The sequence below is a fragment of the Staphylococcus sp. GDY8P198P genome (assembly GCF_017891615.1).
Taxonomy (GTDB): Bacteria; Bacillota; Bacilli; order Staphylococcales; family Staphylococcaceae; genus Staphylococcus; species Staphylococcus cohnii.
The window spans coordinates 126,857-140,400 of record NZ_JAESJQ010000016.1 but is presented as its reverse complement, the minus strand read 5'-3'; the positions used below and the strand labels follow the sequence as shown (position 1 = coordinate 140,400).

Below are 13,544 nucleotides of genomic sequence, written 5' to 3'. Positions count from 1 at the left end.
GTATAAATAAAGTGTATGGTTTAAACCGTTATAAAAATAATTCTTTATAGAATTATTTATTTTAGTCAGGAGGAATTAGTAATGGCAAATTTAAATGTTGAAGTGTTTGCAGATGGTGCAGATATTGAAGAAATGAAAGCTGCTTATAAAAATAAACAAGTAGATGGGTTTACTACAAACCCAAGTTTAATGGCAAAAGCAGGTGTAACAGATTATAAAGCATTTGCTGAAGAAGCTGTGCGTGAAATTCCTGATGCTTCAATTTCATTTGAAGTATTTGCAGATGATTTAGAAACAATGGAAAAAGAAGCAGAAATTTTAAAACAATATGGAGATAATGTTTTTGTTAAAATTCCAATTGTAAACACTAAAGGCGAATCAACTATTTCTCTAATTAAAAAATTATCAGCAAACAATGTTCGTTTAAACATTACTGCTGTTTATACATTAGATCAAGTTAAAGAAATTACTGACGCTGTAACTGAAGGTGTGCCAACTTATGTTTCTGTATTTGCTGGACGTATTGCAGATACAGGTGTAGACCCAATTCCATTGATGAAAGAAGCGGTTGAGGTTACACACAGTAAAAAAGGTGTGAAATTATTATGGGCAAGTTGTCGTGAAGTCATCAACGTTATCCAAGCTGATGAAATTGGTGCTGATATTATTACATGTCCTGCAGATGTAGTTAAAAAAGTGAATAATAATTTAGGACGTGACGTTAACGAATTATCAGTAGATACAGTCAAAGGCTTTGCGAAAGACATCCAAAGTTCTGGACTTTCTATTTTATAATCGTAAGCTCAGTAAGTTCATTTCTGGGTTAATGCTAATCTAAGAGAAAAACACTTTCGTAGAATTCATCGCTTAATGAATTGATACGGAAGTGTTTTAATTTTTATCAACATTGCTGACACACTGTAAAATTTAAAGTCCGGTTGTTGAAATAATGACGATGAGTGCACAGAAAAGTTGTATTAAATAATACATTGTTGAGTTGATTTGAGTTAATTGAGTTTTCTGGTCACAATGGAAACAAAAATTATTGGATAGTCCACTTAGATTAAGAAAATGTAATTTGATTAAAAAAATTTTATAATTTCATTGAAACCATGAGATAAATAACTTATCCTTTATAATGATAGTATAAGTGTTATACATTTAAGGAGAAACTTTAATGAAGGCAAATATTTTTAAACAGAAAGTTAAAAAGCATTTATGGTTTTTAAATAAAAAAGAAAAACATCAACTAGACCAAGTATTAACAAATGTCTTGGATAAACACCATGAAGAAGAACTCAATCGACCGATTGCGTTTTCCAATCAATTTTTGAAAAATTATATCTTTGAAGAAAAAGTAGTGTCATCAACGTATTTCTTCATGTTATTAATTAGTATTTTATTTACATATATTATTTTATTAGGATTATTCTTATTTGCTTTATTGACAAGTTTGTCATCAGTCCAATTTTTTATTAAACCAGAAGTTGATTTATCTAGTGTTATAGTTATATTGACACTTATTGGTGCAGTATTATTATTGATAATTAGTCTGTATTTAATTAAGGTAGTAACAGGTTATTTTACGAAAAAACTATTAGAATATAAACACAATAGGGCATTATGATGCGTTAAATTAAAAGGTGAGAAAGTGTAATACTTTCTTGCCATTTTTTATATACAAAAGTGTAGGGAGCATCAACGATGATGAATGTAGCATTTTCAAAATAAATCGTTGTTTGATCATTATTTGATTTAATGCCAACAATCGCATTTGCATTAATGTAGTATTGCAAGGGCGCACGCCTCGCTTTAAGAGGAAATAAAGTGATTTGTGGAGTAATAAATATGGGGACCATCTTTCTTATTTTTAAAATTTGTTTAGCCTGTTTTGTTTGATAAGAAAGAGATAAGCCATAGGTTTCAAGTAGATAAGTAATTGTAGGCATTATTGAAGTAGGATAGTGAAATTGATGTGTGGTATATTGTCCTATTGTTATGATTTCATTTCCAGCAACTGATTTTAAGTATAATAATTTTGTAAACTGTGTCATTTTCCAACTCCTATTTTTGATTTAGTCCATAATATTTAATGTATTTTACTTGAACCTTTTTTCGATAATTTTTTATTGTAGAAATAGAGCAGTTTAACATCGAAGCAATCTCAAATTGTTTATAACCAAGCAATTTTAATCTAAGCCAGTTTTTTTCGTTAGTAGTTAATAGTTGTAAAAACTGTTCATACATGAGTTGATAGTTACTATGATCAATCACATTAATTTGCTGTTCTATTAAATATTGAGAATGTATTGTGATTTCTGTTTGTTTTTGACTGCGAAACAAATCAATCAAATAGAAATTTAAACGAAAGAATAGAAATTGTTGTAGCGTTGTAGAATGATGTGGTGAATATTTCTGTGTTAATTCCCACATTTTGATAGTGAGTAATTGAGTATATTCTTCTCGATTATATTCAATACGGTATTTTTTTAATAACACAAAAATAATATGTTTGAATTGAAAATAAGTTTGTTCGAAAGACATGCTGTAGCTCCAATGTTATATATATAACTTTGATTTCCGGATGAAATCATTTTATTTTAAATTATAGTAATTTTCATTTGCTAAATAATGATAATAGGTGTTAAATAGAGTTAATAAGATAGATAAAATTTAAGTTTTATAACATCAACGCGTATTCAACTTAAAGATATAACACTTTAGAGTTTTAGTATTATCTTCGGACAACAAATCAGGAGGTTTATATGGATTACGCACATTTAAATTTAGAACATTTTTTTGCAAGACATGATGATTTAGATATGATTAAAGATAAATCAGATTTTGTTATGATAAATAATCTAACAAAAGAAATGATGTACCGTGATGGTGAAATTGAAGGAACAATTGATTTAAATCGTTATTATTATAAAAACAGATCTCAAGCAGTAAGCTTTGTAATGATGGAATATAATAAAAGTCAAGAGTAATGAAATTAAAATTTCATTACTTTTTTTATGAATATGTAACAACAAACATATTAAATTGTACGTTAAACTATTTAGTGTTAGAATTTAAATTTAGATAGTCTCTTATAATATATTTGTATAAATAGAGAACTTAATATTCTTATTATTACCTATGAGGTGTGGACATGACGAAGCATAAGAAAGGCTCAATACTATCGATTATTGGCTTATTGGTAGTGTTAGTGATAGCTGTTATCGTTGTATTTTCAATGATTTCAGATCAAATCTTTTTTAAAAAAGTTAATCAACAAGAAAAAGTAGAACAGCTCAATATTTCTTTAAATAAAGCATCAAAAAAACAAATCGATAATTATACTAGCCAACAAATTTCAAATAAAAATAATGATTCGTGGAGAGATGCATCTTCAACAGAGATTAAAGCAGCGATGGATAGTAAAGAATTTATCGAAAGTGATACGCAAAAATACCAATTTTTAGAATTAGATAAATATCAAGGTATTGATGAAAATAGAATAAAAAGGATGTTAATTGATAATCCAATATTATTAGAACATTCAGATGATTTCATAAAAGCAGCGAAAGAAAAGCATGTAAACGAAGTATACTTAATATCACATGCATTACTTGAAACAGGCTCAGCTAAAAGTGAGTTATCTAGTGGTGTTGAAATTGATGGTAAGAAATATTATAACTTTTTTGGAGTTGGCGCACTAGATGAAGATCCAGTGAAAACCGGTGCCGAATATGCTAAAAAACACGGTTGGGATACGCCAGAAAAAGCAATTACTGGTGGCGCTAATTTTATACATGAACATTTTTTATCAAATAAAGATCAGAACACATTGTATAGCATGCGCTGGAATCCTAAAAATCCTGGTGAACATCAATATGCTACAGATATTAAATGGGCTGAAAGTAACGCAAGTCTAATGTCAAACTTTTATAAAGATATGAAAACAGAAGGTAAATATTATAAATATTTTGTATATAAAGATGACAATAAACATAAAAATGAATAATTAAAGATTAATTTTGTTATTCAAACAAATGAAGGACTAATCCGTTGAAAAATGGATTAGTCCTTTTTGAATGCTTTAATTATTGATTTAGATATTGGATTAATAGCGTAGTATATTTTAAAAATATATAAGTATACTTACGCACAATGTGAATGCATTATTCATTGAGGACATAGACCACTAGAGTGCTTAACATTATTTTGCTTTGTTTTTCTGTCCAAATAATATAAAAAGTAAGATCGTCGATAATATGACTTTTAAAATGAATTTCATTTAATCACTTCCTTAACTATGTAACTATAATAACATTAATTGATTAATATCACATAAAAAGCAATGTTTAAATTTAGTCTTCATCTTCGAAATAATTATGTTTTTCTAAAAATCTTTTGGCTACAATTGCTGGTTCTTTACCCTCTCCATCTGCTTCATAGTTGAGCTTTTGCATTTGTTCAGTACTAATTTTACCATTTAACTTAGCAATGGTTTTTTTAATTTGTGGATTTTTTTGTAGTAATTCATTTGGTGCAACGGCGCTAGCATCATATGGTGGGAAAAAGTTTTTATCATCTTTAAGTACAACTAAATCATATGCTGCAATTCTTCCATCTGTTGTGTAACCAAGTGCAACATCAAGTTTGTTATTTTTTAATGCGTCATAAACAAGTCCAATTTGCATAGGTTTTAAATCATTAAATCCAAACCCATAATGTTCACGGAATGGTGCATAACCATCGCCGCCTCGCTTAATCCATGTAGTATCCGTACCAACTCTAACTTTGTCTTTTACTTTTTTTAAATCTGAAACAGTATGTAAATCATATTTTTTTGCGGTTTCTTTAGTAACCATAAAAGCAAAAGTATTTTCAAATCCATAAGAGTCGAAAAACGTTTGGTTAAATTTTTGGTTAAATAATTTTTGAGTAACAGACATTGCTTTTTTAGTATCTGTAATGGGTTGTTGTTCTAAAGCTCCAACCAAATCAGTGCCAGTATAGCGAGTGCTTGATATATCAGCATCTCCACGGAGCAATGCATTATGCTGAATTGTAGCTGAACCTAAATTGTTAATAATGGAGCCAGTAGTTTTCCCTTTTGTATCATGTTCAATTAAATCTTTGAGCATATAAGCCATGATTTGAGATTCACTCGTAGCTAAAGCAGAAATTTTAACTGAGTTTTTAGATTGACCGCCACCTAAACCAGGTAAATCACAACTTGCTAATAAAAGTGAACTTGCAATCAATAAATAGATTATTCTTTTAAAAAATTTCATATTTTAACCCCTTATATGTTTTAGAAATATTTTTTGATACAACATTTTTATATTAACATATTTATTAATTTTGTATAATGGTGACATAATCCATTAATATGTAATATTAATTCGATACTTGATATACTAAGTATAAATTAATTAAAGTAAGGATGAGTGAAATGCGTTTAGCTATCATTGGTATGGGCACTGCAGGTGTTAGTTTGTTGAAAGAATTGGTAAAATATAAGGAATTCAAACAAATGGAAGTAGACGTTTATGATAATCCTAAAAATATGGGACAAGGCGTGCCGTTTCAAAATGACAGCGACCAATTATTAATCAATTTGCCCGCAAGTCAAATGTCCTTAAATTTGAATAATGAACGGGAATTTTATGAATGGTATCAAGAACAATCCATATTTAAATTTTCTAACCCAGAGTATCTACCTAGATTTATTTTTGGACATTATATGAAAGACTATTTGGAAACTTATCATAATCGCTATAATAATATTCATATGATCAAAGAAGAGGTTTTGGAAGTGTTTATAGAATCTAATATTGGTGATACGCATGTTAAATATGTTGTTTGTACTTCTGAAAATCTAGAGAAACGCCGACGTTATGATATCGTATTTTTAACGATTGGTACGATGTCTTATCATGACCCATATCATTTAAAAGGAACACCAGGTTACATAAAAACACCTTACCCAACATATGACACATTAAATGAGGTTGATAGTACTGATAGAATTGCTATCATTGGAACAGGACTAGCAAGTTTAGATGTAATTCGATTTGTAACGGCACATCATCCAAATTTACCTATTACTGTGACGAGTCGTAAAGGTCATTTACCTAGTGTTAGGGGAGATATGCCAGAAATTCAATTTAAATATCTTACACCAGAAAATTTTAATGAAATCAAAAAAGAATATTTTGGGAATGTACCTTTGGAGGAAGCATTAGCATTATTTAAAAAGGACTGTGAATATTATGATATTCCAGTAGAGAAATTAGTCCACAGAAGACAAGGTGATCCAATTTTAGATTTAACATATGATTTACAACATGCCGATGAGCTAGGGAAATTTCAAAGTATTTTAGAATTAACAAAAGAAAATCTTAATTGGATTTGGAATAGTTTCAGTAGACAGGATCAGAAGATATTTTTAGAAAAATACCAATCTATATTAAAAGAAAATTCAAATCCAATGCCCCCACGTACAGCAAAACTAATTATCGACCATATTGAAAATGGGCAAATTGAAATCAAAAAAGGGTTGGAAGATGTAAAACATGACGGACAGCAGTTTTGTTTTAAATATGAGGATGATTTTAAAGCGATCGATAAATTTGATATTGTTATTAATGCTACTGGTTCAAAATCACATTTATCAGATTTAGATCAAGATGATCAACTAATTCTAAATTTAGAAAATAGACAAGTTGTCCAAGCACACCCACTTGGTGGTATTCAAATCATTCCAGAAACAAATCAAATTATAAGTCCGCGTTACGGTACTTTACAGAACATGTTTGCTTTAGGCCAAGTTACAAATGGGATTAACCAATCACGTAACGGCGTTATGATGATAGTAAAACAAGCCGTTAGTGTAGTAGAAAAATTATTAAACACTAAGCATGATTAATTTTGTAGTGTAGCATTCAAACGAACATTGCTTACATAATTAAGCCGTAAGTGAAATATGTTTTTAAGTGAATATAAATATGCATACATTATGAAGTAAGACTATCGATTTTATATAGCTGGATAAGCGGTTATTTTTATAATTCAAACTAAAAACGAAATCATTTAAATTGTTTTAACGGTTAATTATTTAGGAAATCATTTGGAAAAATATATTTTAAAAATGGTTTTGTAAAAATTGCTTATAAGCATTGCTAATCAAAGGATATAAGAAAGTGGTTGTTTATAAATAAAGCCGACTTAGATAATATGAATTGTTTTTTGTATAAATATATAGTACGATAACGATGTAACTTTCATAAAGTTACTTTGACTCAATCATCAATTACAATTTCATAAATATTCTTTCGGGGCAGGGTGAAATTCCCAACCGGCAGTAAATTAAGCCTGCGACCTGCATTTGTTTTTGACAAGTGTGGCTGATCTAGTGAAATTCTAGAGCCGACAGTATAGTCTGGATGGGAGAAAGAATGAAGTATAACAAAAAAAGCACTTTTTTAGTGTTTATTTAACATACATTTTTCTGAAAATTGGAGAAGTGTATTCAAATTTAAGTAATTTATGTTATATCTAAATACATCCCACACCTGAAATCAATTTCAGGTGTTTTTTTATTATTAAGAGGTGATTATATGAGTCAATATTTAAACTATGCAATCCAATTGGCACAAATGGTTGATGGCCAGACAGGTGTAAATCCGCCAGTAGGTGCAGTTGTAGTAAATCAAGGTAGAATCGTTGGCATCGGTGCACATTTACGAAAAGGTGATAAACATGCTGAAGTGCAAGCTTTAGATATGGCTAAAGAAGCTGCAAATGGAGCAACAATTTATATATCTTTAGAACCTTGCTCACATTACGGTTCAACACCACCATGTGTAAACAAAATTATTGAATTTGGTATTTCAAAAGTTGTTTATGCTGTTAAAGATACGACATTATCGACTAAAGGTGACGATATTTTGCACAATGCTGGAATAAAAGTTGAGTTTCATCATAAGCCAGAGGCTGAAGCATTGTATAAAGACTTTTTTATTACTAAACGACAAGGCGTCCCTGAAGTTACTGTAAAAGTTTCTTGTAGTTTAGATGGTAAACAAGCTACTGATCATGGTGAAAGTAAATGGATTACTAACAAAACTGTTAAACAAGATGTATTTATGCTCAGACATAAACATGATGCAGTTATCACTGGTACTGGTACTTTAAATGCAGACAATCCGCAATATACTACAAGGATTGAAGAAGGTAAGCAACCGATACGTGTGATACTTTCAAAATCTGGCCAGGTAGATTTTACCTTAGACATATTTAAACAACCGGTGACACCAATATGGATTTTTACAGAAAATAAAAATTTAAAAAGTGAAGATACAAATATAGAAATTATATATTGTTCGAATTGCACGATTGAAAATATTTTAAAACAGTTATATCAATATGGGATTGGAAGTGCTTTGGTTGAAGCAGGCCCTACGATTACTTCAGAATTTCTTCAATCTAACTATACGAATGAACTCATCTTATATTATGCCCCGAAAATAATAGGTGGTTCTGGTGATTATCAATTTTTCAAAACAGAAAATGTCTTTAATTTATCAGACGTACCTCAATTTGAAATTGTAAATTCCAAAATGCTTGAGCAAAATATTAAATTAGAATTGCGAAAGAAGTGAATAACTATGTTTACTGGTATTGTCGAAGAAATAGGCACTATAAAAAAAGTTGCAACACAACAATCCGTTGTTAATTTAACAATTGATTGTAAGACAATTTTATCTGACATGCATATTGGTGATTCTATTAGTGTAAACGGTGTATGTTTAACTGTAATACAATTTGATAATCAGTCATTTTCAGTCCAAGTAATTAAAGGCACTGAGAATAAAACCTATCTGAATCAATTAAATCAAGCTACTGAGGTAAATTTAGAACGAGCAATGAGTGGTACGGGAAGATTTGGTGGCCATTTTGTACTCGGCCACACAGATGAAGTAGCTAGAATCACTAAAATACAAAACTCAGATAATTCTAAAATTGTAACTATTAAACCATCTACTTCTATTATAAATCAAATGGTACAACAAGGTTCAATTACTGTAGATGGTGTAAGTTTGACAGTGTTTCAATTAAGAGATACAGAATTTGATATTCATCTTATACCAGAAACAAGAAGATCAACTATTTTAAATCAAAAACGTGTGGGTGATCCTGTACATATTGAGACAGACATGTTGTTTAAATATGTGGAAAAAATAGTTGGCAATAGCGAAAAAGGTTTAAGTTTAGAAAAACTAAGCGCTTTTGGATTCTAGGAGGGGTAAAATGCAATTAGACAGTATAGAATTAGCACTTGAATCACTTAAAGAAGGTAAAAGTATCATTGTAGTAGATGATGAAAATAGAGAAAATGAAGGCGATTTAGTAGCAGTTACAGAATGGATGTATGATAATACAGTTAATTTTATGGCTAAATATGGTAGAGGGTTAATTTGTGCGCCTATTAGTAAAAAAATAGCTGAAGATTTAGAACTTCATTCAATGGTTAATCATAATTCAGATGTTTATGGTACTCAATTTACTGTAAGTATCGATCATGTTAAAACAACAACAGGTATCAGTGCTGATGAAAGAATGCTCACTGCGAAGGCGTTAATCGATAATAGTACAACAGCAGAAGATTTTAATAAGCCAGGCCATCTATTTCCATTAATAGCTCAAGATGATGGTGTGTTGGCTAGACGTGGTCATACTGAAGCCTCTGTCGACTTAGCTAATCTAACTGGCGCAAAACCTGCAGCACTCATTTGTGAAATAATGAATGATGATGGCACAATGGCAAAAGGTGACGATTTAGAAGCATTTAAAAGTAAACATAATTTGGTAATGATATCTATCGAAGATTTAGAAAAATATAGAAAGCAATCTGTTTCGTCTATTGAAGCTAAAGCGAAAATAAAGATGCCTACTGAATTTGGCGATTTTGACATGTATGGTTTTAGAACGAATGATAACGAGGAAATTGTAGCAATCGCGAATGGTGAAATTAATGAAACAGAGAATGTACGCATACATTCTGCTTGTTTAACTGGAGATATATTCCATAGTCAAAGATGTGATTGCGGTGAACAGCTTGCTGCATCTATGGAATATATTAATGAACATGGAGGCGTTATCCTTTATTTGCCACAAGAAGGTAGAGGAATCGGCTTAATTAATAAATTAAGAGCCTATGAATTGATAGAACAAGGTTATGATACTGTTACAGCAAATATTGCGCTCGGTTTTGATGAAGACTTAAGAGAGTATCGATATGCTGCAGAAATTTTAAAATATTTAGGTATCAAACGTGTAAATTTATTAAGTAATAATCCTAAAAAATTTGGAAGTTTAGAAAATTACGGTATTGATATCGCTAAAAGAATTGAATTAGTGATACCTACAAATCAATATAACCAAGCGTATATGCAAACAAAAAAAGAGAAAATGGGTCATTTAATATAGGAGGAAAAAACATGAATTTTGAAGGTAAATTAATAGGATCAGATTTAAAAGTAGCGATTGTAGTAAGTAGATTTAACGATTTCATTACGAATCGTTTGTTAGACGGTGCTAAAGATACCTTAGTTAGACATGAAGTACCAGCAGAAAATATTGATGTTGCATATGTTCCTGGTGCTTTTGAAATTCCATTAGTAGCTAAAAAATTAGCTCAAAAAAGTGATTATGATGCAGTAATTACTTTAGGATGTGTGATAAGAGGTTCAACGTCACATTATGATTATGTATGTAATGAAGTTGCAAAGGGTGTTTCAAAAGCGAATGATGTTTCGGATACACCAGTTATTTTTGGAATTTTAACTACTGAGAATATCGAGCAAGCTGTAGAACGTGCAGGTACAAAAGCAGGCAACAAAGGTTCTGAAGCAGCGGTAAGTGCTATAGAAATGGCGAATTTATTGAAAGAAATTTAATGTTTGCAGTAGTTATAGAAATAGTACAATTTAAAATTTTAAAAATATGACGTAGTATGAAATATAATTATTTATGCTCAAAATAAGAGAGCTTACCTCTACGGGTGAGCTCTCTTTTAGCTTAATATTTCATGTTTTTGTTCTTGCATGCCTGTGGATATGATTTACTTAGTACGTGTTTGTAATCTTTCATTCACAGTCTTGGAGTTACATTTCATTAATCTAAAATAATGTTTAAAACGATTTTAATTACATACTTTTTAATTTGAAAGTTTGCTAATTTTTTAATTTTTTGTATAACAATGCACTAATTGCTCCAATAGTTGATAATGCTCCAACTACTATCCCAGCTTTTTTCAACACTTCAGGTTTCATAAGTTCTAAAAACATCAGATTTAAATTTTGAGGACGCTCTGCTAATCTTCTCATAAAATAACTAAACCAATCATCACCGTATGGCACATAGATACAGAAATGATTGCCTTCTCGCGCTAATGATTCTGCTAATTCTGAGCGGAAACCATATAACATTTGAAATTCATAGCTATCCTTTTCAATATTGTTGTCTTTAATGAATTGTTTAATATGTGTGATGATAGCATCATCATGTGTAGCAATAGAAGTGACATTTTTCGCATTTAACAGTCGCTTTTTAATTAAGCGTATGTAATTATCGTCAATTTCTTCTTTAGTTTGATAAGCGATGTTTTCATTTTCTTTGTATGCACCTTTAACCATACGTAATCGTAATTCTGGATATTTATCAACGAGTGCATCTGCTTTATATAAATATCCTTGTATAACAGTTCCCACATTTTTAAATTCGCCTTTTAATCGGTCTAAAACTTGAGTAATATCAAATAAGCTATCATATTTTTCAGTGTCTATATTAATATGCATATTACCAAATTCGTTAGCTTTAAGTAATATTTCACGTAAATTGCGATAAGCAAGATCAAGGTCAAATTCAGAACCTAATTGGCTGATTTTAATAGACATGTGACCATCTAAATTATGATTGTAGATAGCATACATCACTTCTAATATTTGATCTTTTGATTGTATTGCTTCACCTTCATTTAAAACAAATTCACCGAGACAATCTACTGTGACAGTAATTCCTTTGTTATTTAAACGTTCAATTGTGTCAACTAATTCTGGAATAGTATTCCCTGCGACTACTTTTCTAGCGCCGAACATAGGTCCTATTTCCTTAGCTGTTTTATTTAAAAAAGGATTGTTAGATAATCCTATAAAAAAATTTTTCACAATTGGCATATTAATTCCTCCCATTCTGCTAATAGCTGTTCTTTCAATAATAGTGTAGCATGAATCGAATAGTAATGAAACCGTTTACAATAAAATTTATTACACTAAATATTATATACTACACGATAACATTGACTCACGCTTTAGATACGACATTTAATGATAAAGTTGAAGTAACATATAACGGTAAGATTTATACGTTAAAAATGGAAAAAGTACATCATATTTTGATACAATGTAGTTATTGAAATTATTGTAGAAGGGGAAGTATGGAATATGTGGAAATGGGAAACAGAAAATGAAGCAAAGGGCGTCATTGTAATTGCCCATAACATGCTCGAACATACAGGTAGGTATGCATATGTTATAACAATGCTACGTAGAAATGGTTATCATGTAATCATGGGTGATTTGCCTGGTCAAGGTCAAACGACGCGTGCGAATAAAGGACAAATATCAAACTTTGAAGTATATCATGAGCATGTCCTTGAGTGGATTAGAATAGCTAATGAGTATAAACTGCCGACTTATGTTTTAGGTGTGGGCCTTGGTGGGCTTATCATTTTAAATTTACTTGAAAAAGTGGATGTGCCTATTGAAGGAATAATGTTGATTTCTCCATTGTTAGAATTTAAGAAAAGTAATAAAACTAGAAAAGATAAAATTGTATCGAATGTCGGGAAATTAACAAAAGATACAAGGTTTAAAATAGGTATTACGATTGAAGATTTAACACGAAATGAAGAAGTTATTGAAGAAGCAAAAGAGGATCAACTGATGCTGCAGAAAGTTACTTATCATTGGTATAAACAAGTCATAGAAATCATGAAAGAGACCGTTACACATTTAAAAGATATTAAACCACTTCCTTTATTATTAATGTATGGACTTGAAGATAAAGTTTCAGATATTTCTACGATGTATTTAATTAAAGAAAAAATTGCAACAGAAGAACTGTATTTTAAAGCCTGGAAAGGATTAAATCATGAAATACATAATGAACCTGAAAGAGATGAAGTAATGCGCTATATTCTAGCATTTCTTAATAATAGTGCCAGTAACATTGGTTTTATTGTACATGATGAAAATGAACCGTCATAATTCGTTTAATAAATGATGAATATCATTTTATGGAAACAAGTAAGTTAACTTAAATCCAATTCATTCCAATTATGACTAAATAATTGCTTATAAAAAGAGTGTATAAATGTGATCTAACGTTGATTTTATTCACACTCTTTTTATTATTAAGAAATAATGTGAAAAAAATCACAATAAATATTGATTTTTAAAATAATAATTGTTATATTTATATTGTGA

General features: G+C 30.0%; 14 protein-coding genes and 1 riboswitch. Of the genes, 10 read left to right on the top strand and 4 right to left on the bottom strand.

Annotated features, from left to right (window positions below):
* Positions 1 to 81 precede the first annotated feature (81 nt).
* The gene (locus KA824_RS10960) at positions 82 to 795 is read left to right on the top strand and encodes a transaldolase (RefSeq protein ID WP_107384755.1); all 714 of its coding nucleotides are present in this window, start codon (positions 82 to 84) and stop codon (positions 793 to 795) included.
* Between the two features lie 382 nt (positions 796 to 1,177).
* On the top strand, positions 1,178 to 1,627 hold the full coding sequence (locus KA824_RS10955; RefSeq protein ID WP_107384754.1) for a hypothetical protein: 450 nt from the start codon (positions 1,178 to 1,180) through the stop codon (positions 1,625 to 1,627).
* A gap of 4 nt (positions 1,628 to 1,631) precedes the next feature.
* Here the strand turns inward: KA824_RS10955 and KA824_RS10950 are convergent, their stop codons facing one another.
* Together KA824_RS10950 and KA824_RS10945 are read right to left on the bottom strand one after the other, a co-directional pair.
* Positions 1,632 to 2,054 carry a competence protein ComK gene (locus KA824_RS10950; RefSeq protein WP_107505405.1) on the bottom strand — a complete coding sequence of 141 codons (423 nt, stop codon included), beginning with the start codon at positions 2,052 to 2,054 and terminating at the stop codon, positions 1,632 to 1,634.
* Positions 2,055 to 2,064: 10 nt separating this feature from the next.
* Positions 2,065 to 2,544, bottom strand: coding sequence for a sigma-70 RNA polymerase sigma factor region 4 domain-containing protein (locus tag KA824_RS10945; protein ID WP_107521422.1), 480 nt, complete (start codon positions 2,542 to 2,544; stop codon positions 2,065 to 2,067).
* Between the two features lie 221 nt (positions 2,545 to 2,765).
* On the opposite strand from KA824_RS10945, the gene KA824_RS10940 reads away from it, so the two are divergent.
* Together KA824_RS10940 and sagB are read left to right on the top strand one after the other, a co-directional pair.
* Positions 2,766 to 2,990, top strand: a complete 225-nt coding sequence (locus tag KA824_RS10940) for a hypothetical protein (RefSeq protein WP_019468074.1) — start codon at positions 2,766 to 2,768, stop codon at positions 2,988 to 2,990.
* A 164-nt stretch (positions 2,991 to 3,154) separates the two neighbouring features.
* Complete coding sequence (gene sagB / locus KA824_RS10935; protein ID WP_181187709.1) at positions 3,155 to 4,009, top strand: peptidoglycan release complex glucosaminidase SagB; 855 nt, start codon at positions 3,155 to 3,157, stop codon at positions 4,007 to 4,009.
* Positions 4,010 to 4,355: 346 nt separating this feature from the next.
* Here the strand turns inward: sagB and KA824_RS10930 are convergent, their stop codons facing one another.
* Positions 4,356 to 5,285 carry an osmoprotectant ABC transporter substrate-binding protein gene (locus KA824_RS10930; RefSeq protein WP_181187710.1) on the bottom strand — a complete coding sequence of 310 codons (930 nt, stop codon included), beginning with the start codon at positions 5,283 to 5,285 and terminating at the stop codon, positions 4,356 to 4,358.
* Between the two features lie 161 nt (positions 5,286 to 5,446).
* Between KA824_RS10930 and KA824_RS10925 the strand changes: the two genes are divergently transcribed.
* The 5 genes from KA824_RS10925 (at position 5,447) to ribH (ending at position 10,955) form a co-directional block, all read left to right on the top strand.
* Positions 5,447 to 6,922: an FAD/NAD(P)-binding protein gene (locus KA824_RS10925; RefSeq protein WP_107384750.1), complete on the top strand. Its 1,476-nt coding sequence runs from the start codon at positions 5,447 to 5,449 to the stop codon at positions 6,920 to 6,922.
* Positions 6,923 to 7,320: 398 nt separating this feature from the next.
* Positions 7,321 to 7,455, top strand: a riboswitch (FMN riboswitch).
* Positions 7,456 to 7,613: 158 nt separating this feature from the next.
* Positions 7,614 to 8,657 (top strand): bifunctional diaminohydroxyphosphoribosylaminopyrimidine deaminase/5-amino-6-(5-phosphoribosylamino)uracil reductase RibD, encoded by a 1,044-nt coding sequence (gene ribD / locus KA824_RS10920; RefSeq protein ID WP_107505256.1) that lies wholly within the window; start codon positions 7,614 to 7,616, stop codon positions 8,655 to 8,657.
* 6 nt (positions 8,658 to 8,663) lie between these two features.
* On the top strand, positions 8,664 to 9,296 hold the full coding sequence (gene ribE, locus KA824_RS10915; RefSeq protein ID WP_107384748.1) for a riboflavin synthase: 633 nt from the start codon (positions 8,664 to 8,666) through the stop codon (positions 9,294 to 9,296).
* A gap of 10 nt (positions 9,297 to 9,306) precedes the next feature.
* Positions 9,307 to 10,485, top strand: a complete 1,179-nt coding sequence (gene ribB, locus KA824_RS10910) for a 3,4-dihydroxy-2-butanone-4-phosphate synthase (RefSeq protein ID WP_181187711.1) — start codon at positions 9,307 to 9,309, stop codon at positions 10,483 to 10,485.
* A gap of 11 nt (positions 10,486 to 10,496) precedes the next feature.
* Entirely contained in the window at positions 10,497 to 10,955 is a 459-nt protein-coding gene (gene ribH / locus KA824_RS10905; protein ID WP_107384746.1) for a 6,7-dimethyl-8-ribityllumazine synthase, read from the top strand.
* A 276-nt stretch (positions 10,956 to 11,231) separates the two neighbouring features.
* Here the strand turns inward: ribH and KA824_RS10900 are convergent, their stop codons facing one another.
* Complete coding sequence (locus KA824_RS10900) at positions 11,232 to 12,233, bottom strand: proline dehydrogenase family protein (RefSeq protein ID WP_181187712.1); 1,002 nt, start codon at positions 12,231 to 12,233, stop codon at positions 11,232 to 11,234.
* A gap of 267 nt (positions 12,234 to 12,500) precedes the next feature.
* On the opposite strand from KA824_RS10900, the gene KA824_RS10895 reads away from it, so the two are divergent.
* Entirely contained in the window at positions 12,501 to 13,325 is an 825-nt protein-coding gene (locus tag KA824_RS10895; RefSeq protein ID WP_181187713.1) for an alpha/beta fold hydrolase, read from the top strand.
* Positions 13,326 to 13,544: the final 219 nt, after the last annotated feature.

Bases quoted from the DNA above. Each gene is read 5' to 3' on its own strand.
- KA824_RS10960 (WP_107384755.1), top strand. From the start codon at position 82: ATGGCAAATTTAAATGTTGAAGTGTTTGCAGATGGTGCAGATATTGAA.
- KA824_RS10955 (WP_107384754.1), top strand. From the start codon at position 1,178: ATGAAGGCAAATATTTTTAAACAGAAAGTTAAAAAGCATTTATGGTTT.
- KA824_RS10950 (WP_107505405.1), bottom strand. From the start codon at position 2,054: ATGACACAGTTTACAAAATTATTATACTTAAAATCAGTTGCTGGAAAT.
- KA824_RS10945 (WP_107521422.1), bottom strand. From the start codon at position 2,544: ATGTCTTTCGAACAAACTTATTTTCAATTCAAACATATTATTTTTGTG.
- KA824_RS10940 (WP_019468074.1), top strand. From the start codon at position 2,766: ATGGATTACGCACATTTAAATTTAGAACATTTTTTTGCAAGACATGAT.
- sagB (WP_181187709.1), top strand. From the start codon at position 3,155: ATGACGAAGCATAAGAAAGGCTCAATACTATCGATTATTGGCTTATTG.
- KA824_RS10930 (WP_181187710.1), bottom strand. From the start codon at position 5,285: ATGAAATTTTTTAAAAGAATAATCTATTTATTGATTGCAAGTTCACTT.
- KA824_RS10925 (WP_107384750.1), top strand. From the start codon at position 5,447: ATGCGTTTAGCTATCATTGGTATGGGCACTGCAGGTGTTAGTTTGTTG.
- ribD (WP_107505256.1), top strand. From the start codon at position 7,614: ATGAGTCAATATTTAAACTATGCAATCCAATTGGCACAAATGGTTGAT.
- ribE (WP_107384748.1), top strand. From the start codon at position 8,664: ATGTTTACTGGTATTGTCGAAGAAATAGGCACTATAAAAAAAGTTGCA.
- ribB (WP_181187711.1), top strand. From the start codon at position 9,307: ATGCAATTAGACAGTATAGAATTAGCACTTGAATCACTTAAAGAAGGT.
- ribH (WP_107384746.1), top strand. From the start codon at position 10,497: ATGAATTTTGAAGGTAAATTAATAGGATCAGATTTAAAAGTAGCGATT.
- KA824_RS10900 (WP_181187712.1), bottom strand. From the start codon at position 12,233: ATGCCAATTGTGAAAAATTTTTTTATAGGATTATCTAACAATCCTTTT.
- KA824_RS10895 (WP_181187713.1), top strand. From the start codon at position 12,501: ATGTGGAAATGGGAAACAGAAAATGAAGCAAAGGGCGTCATTGTAATT.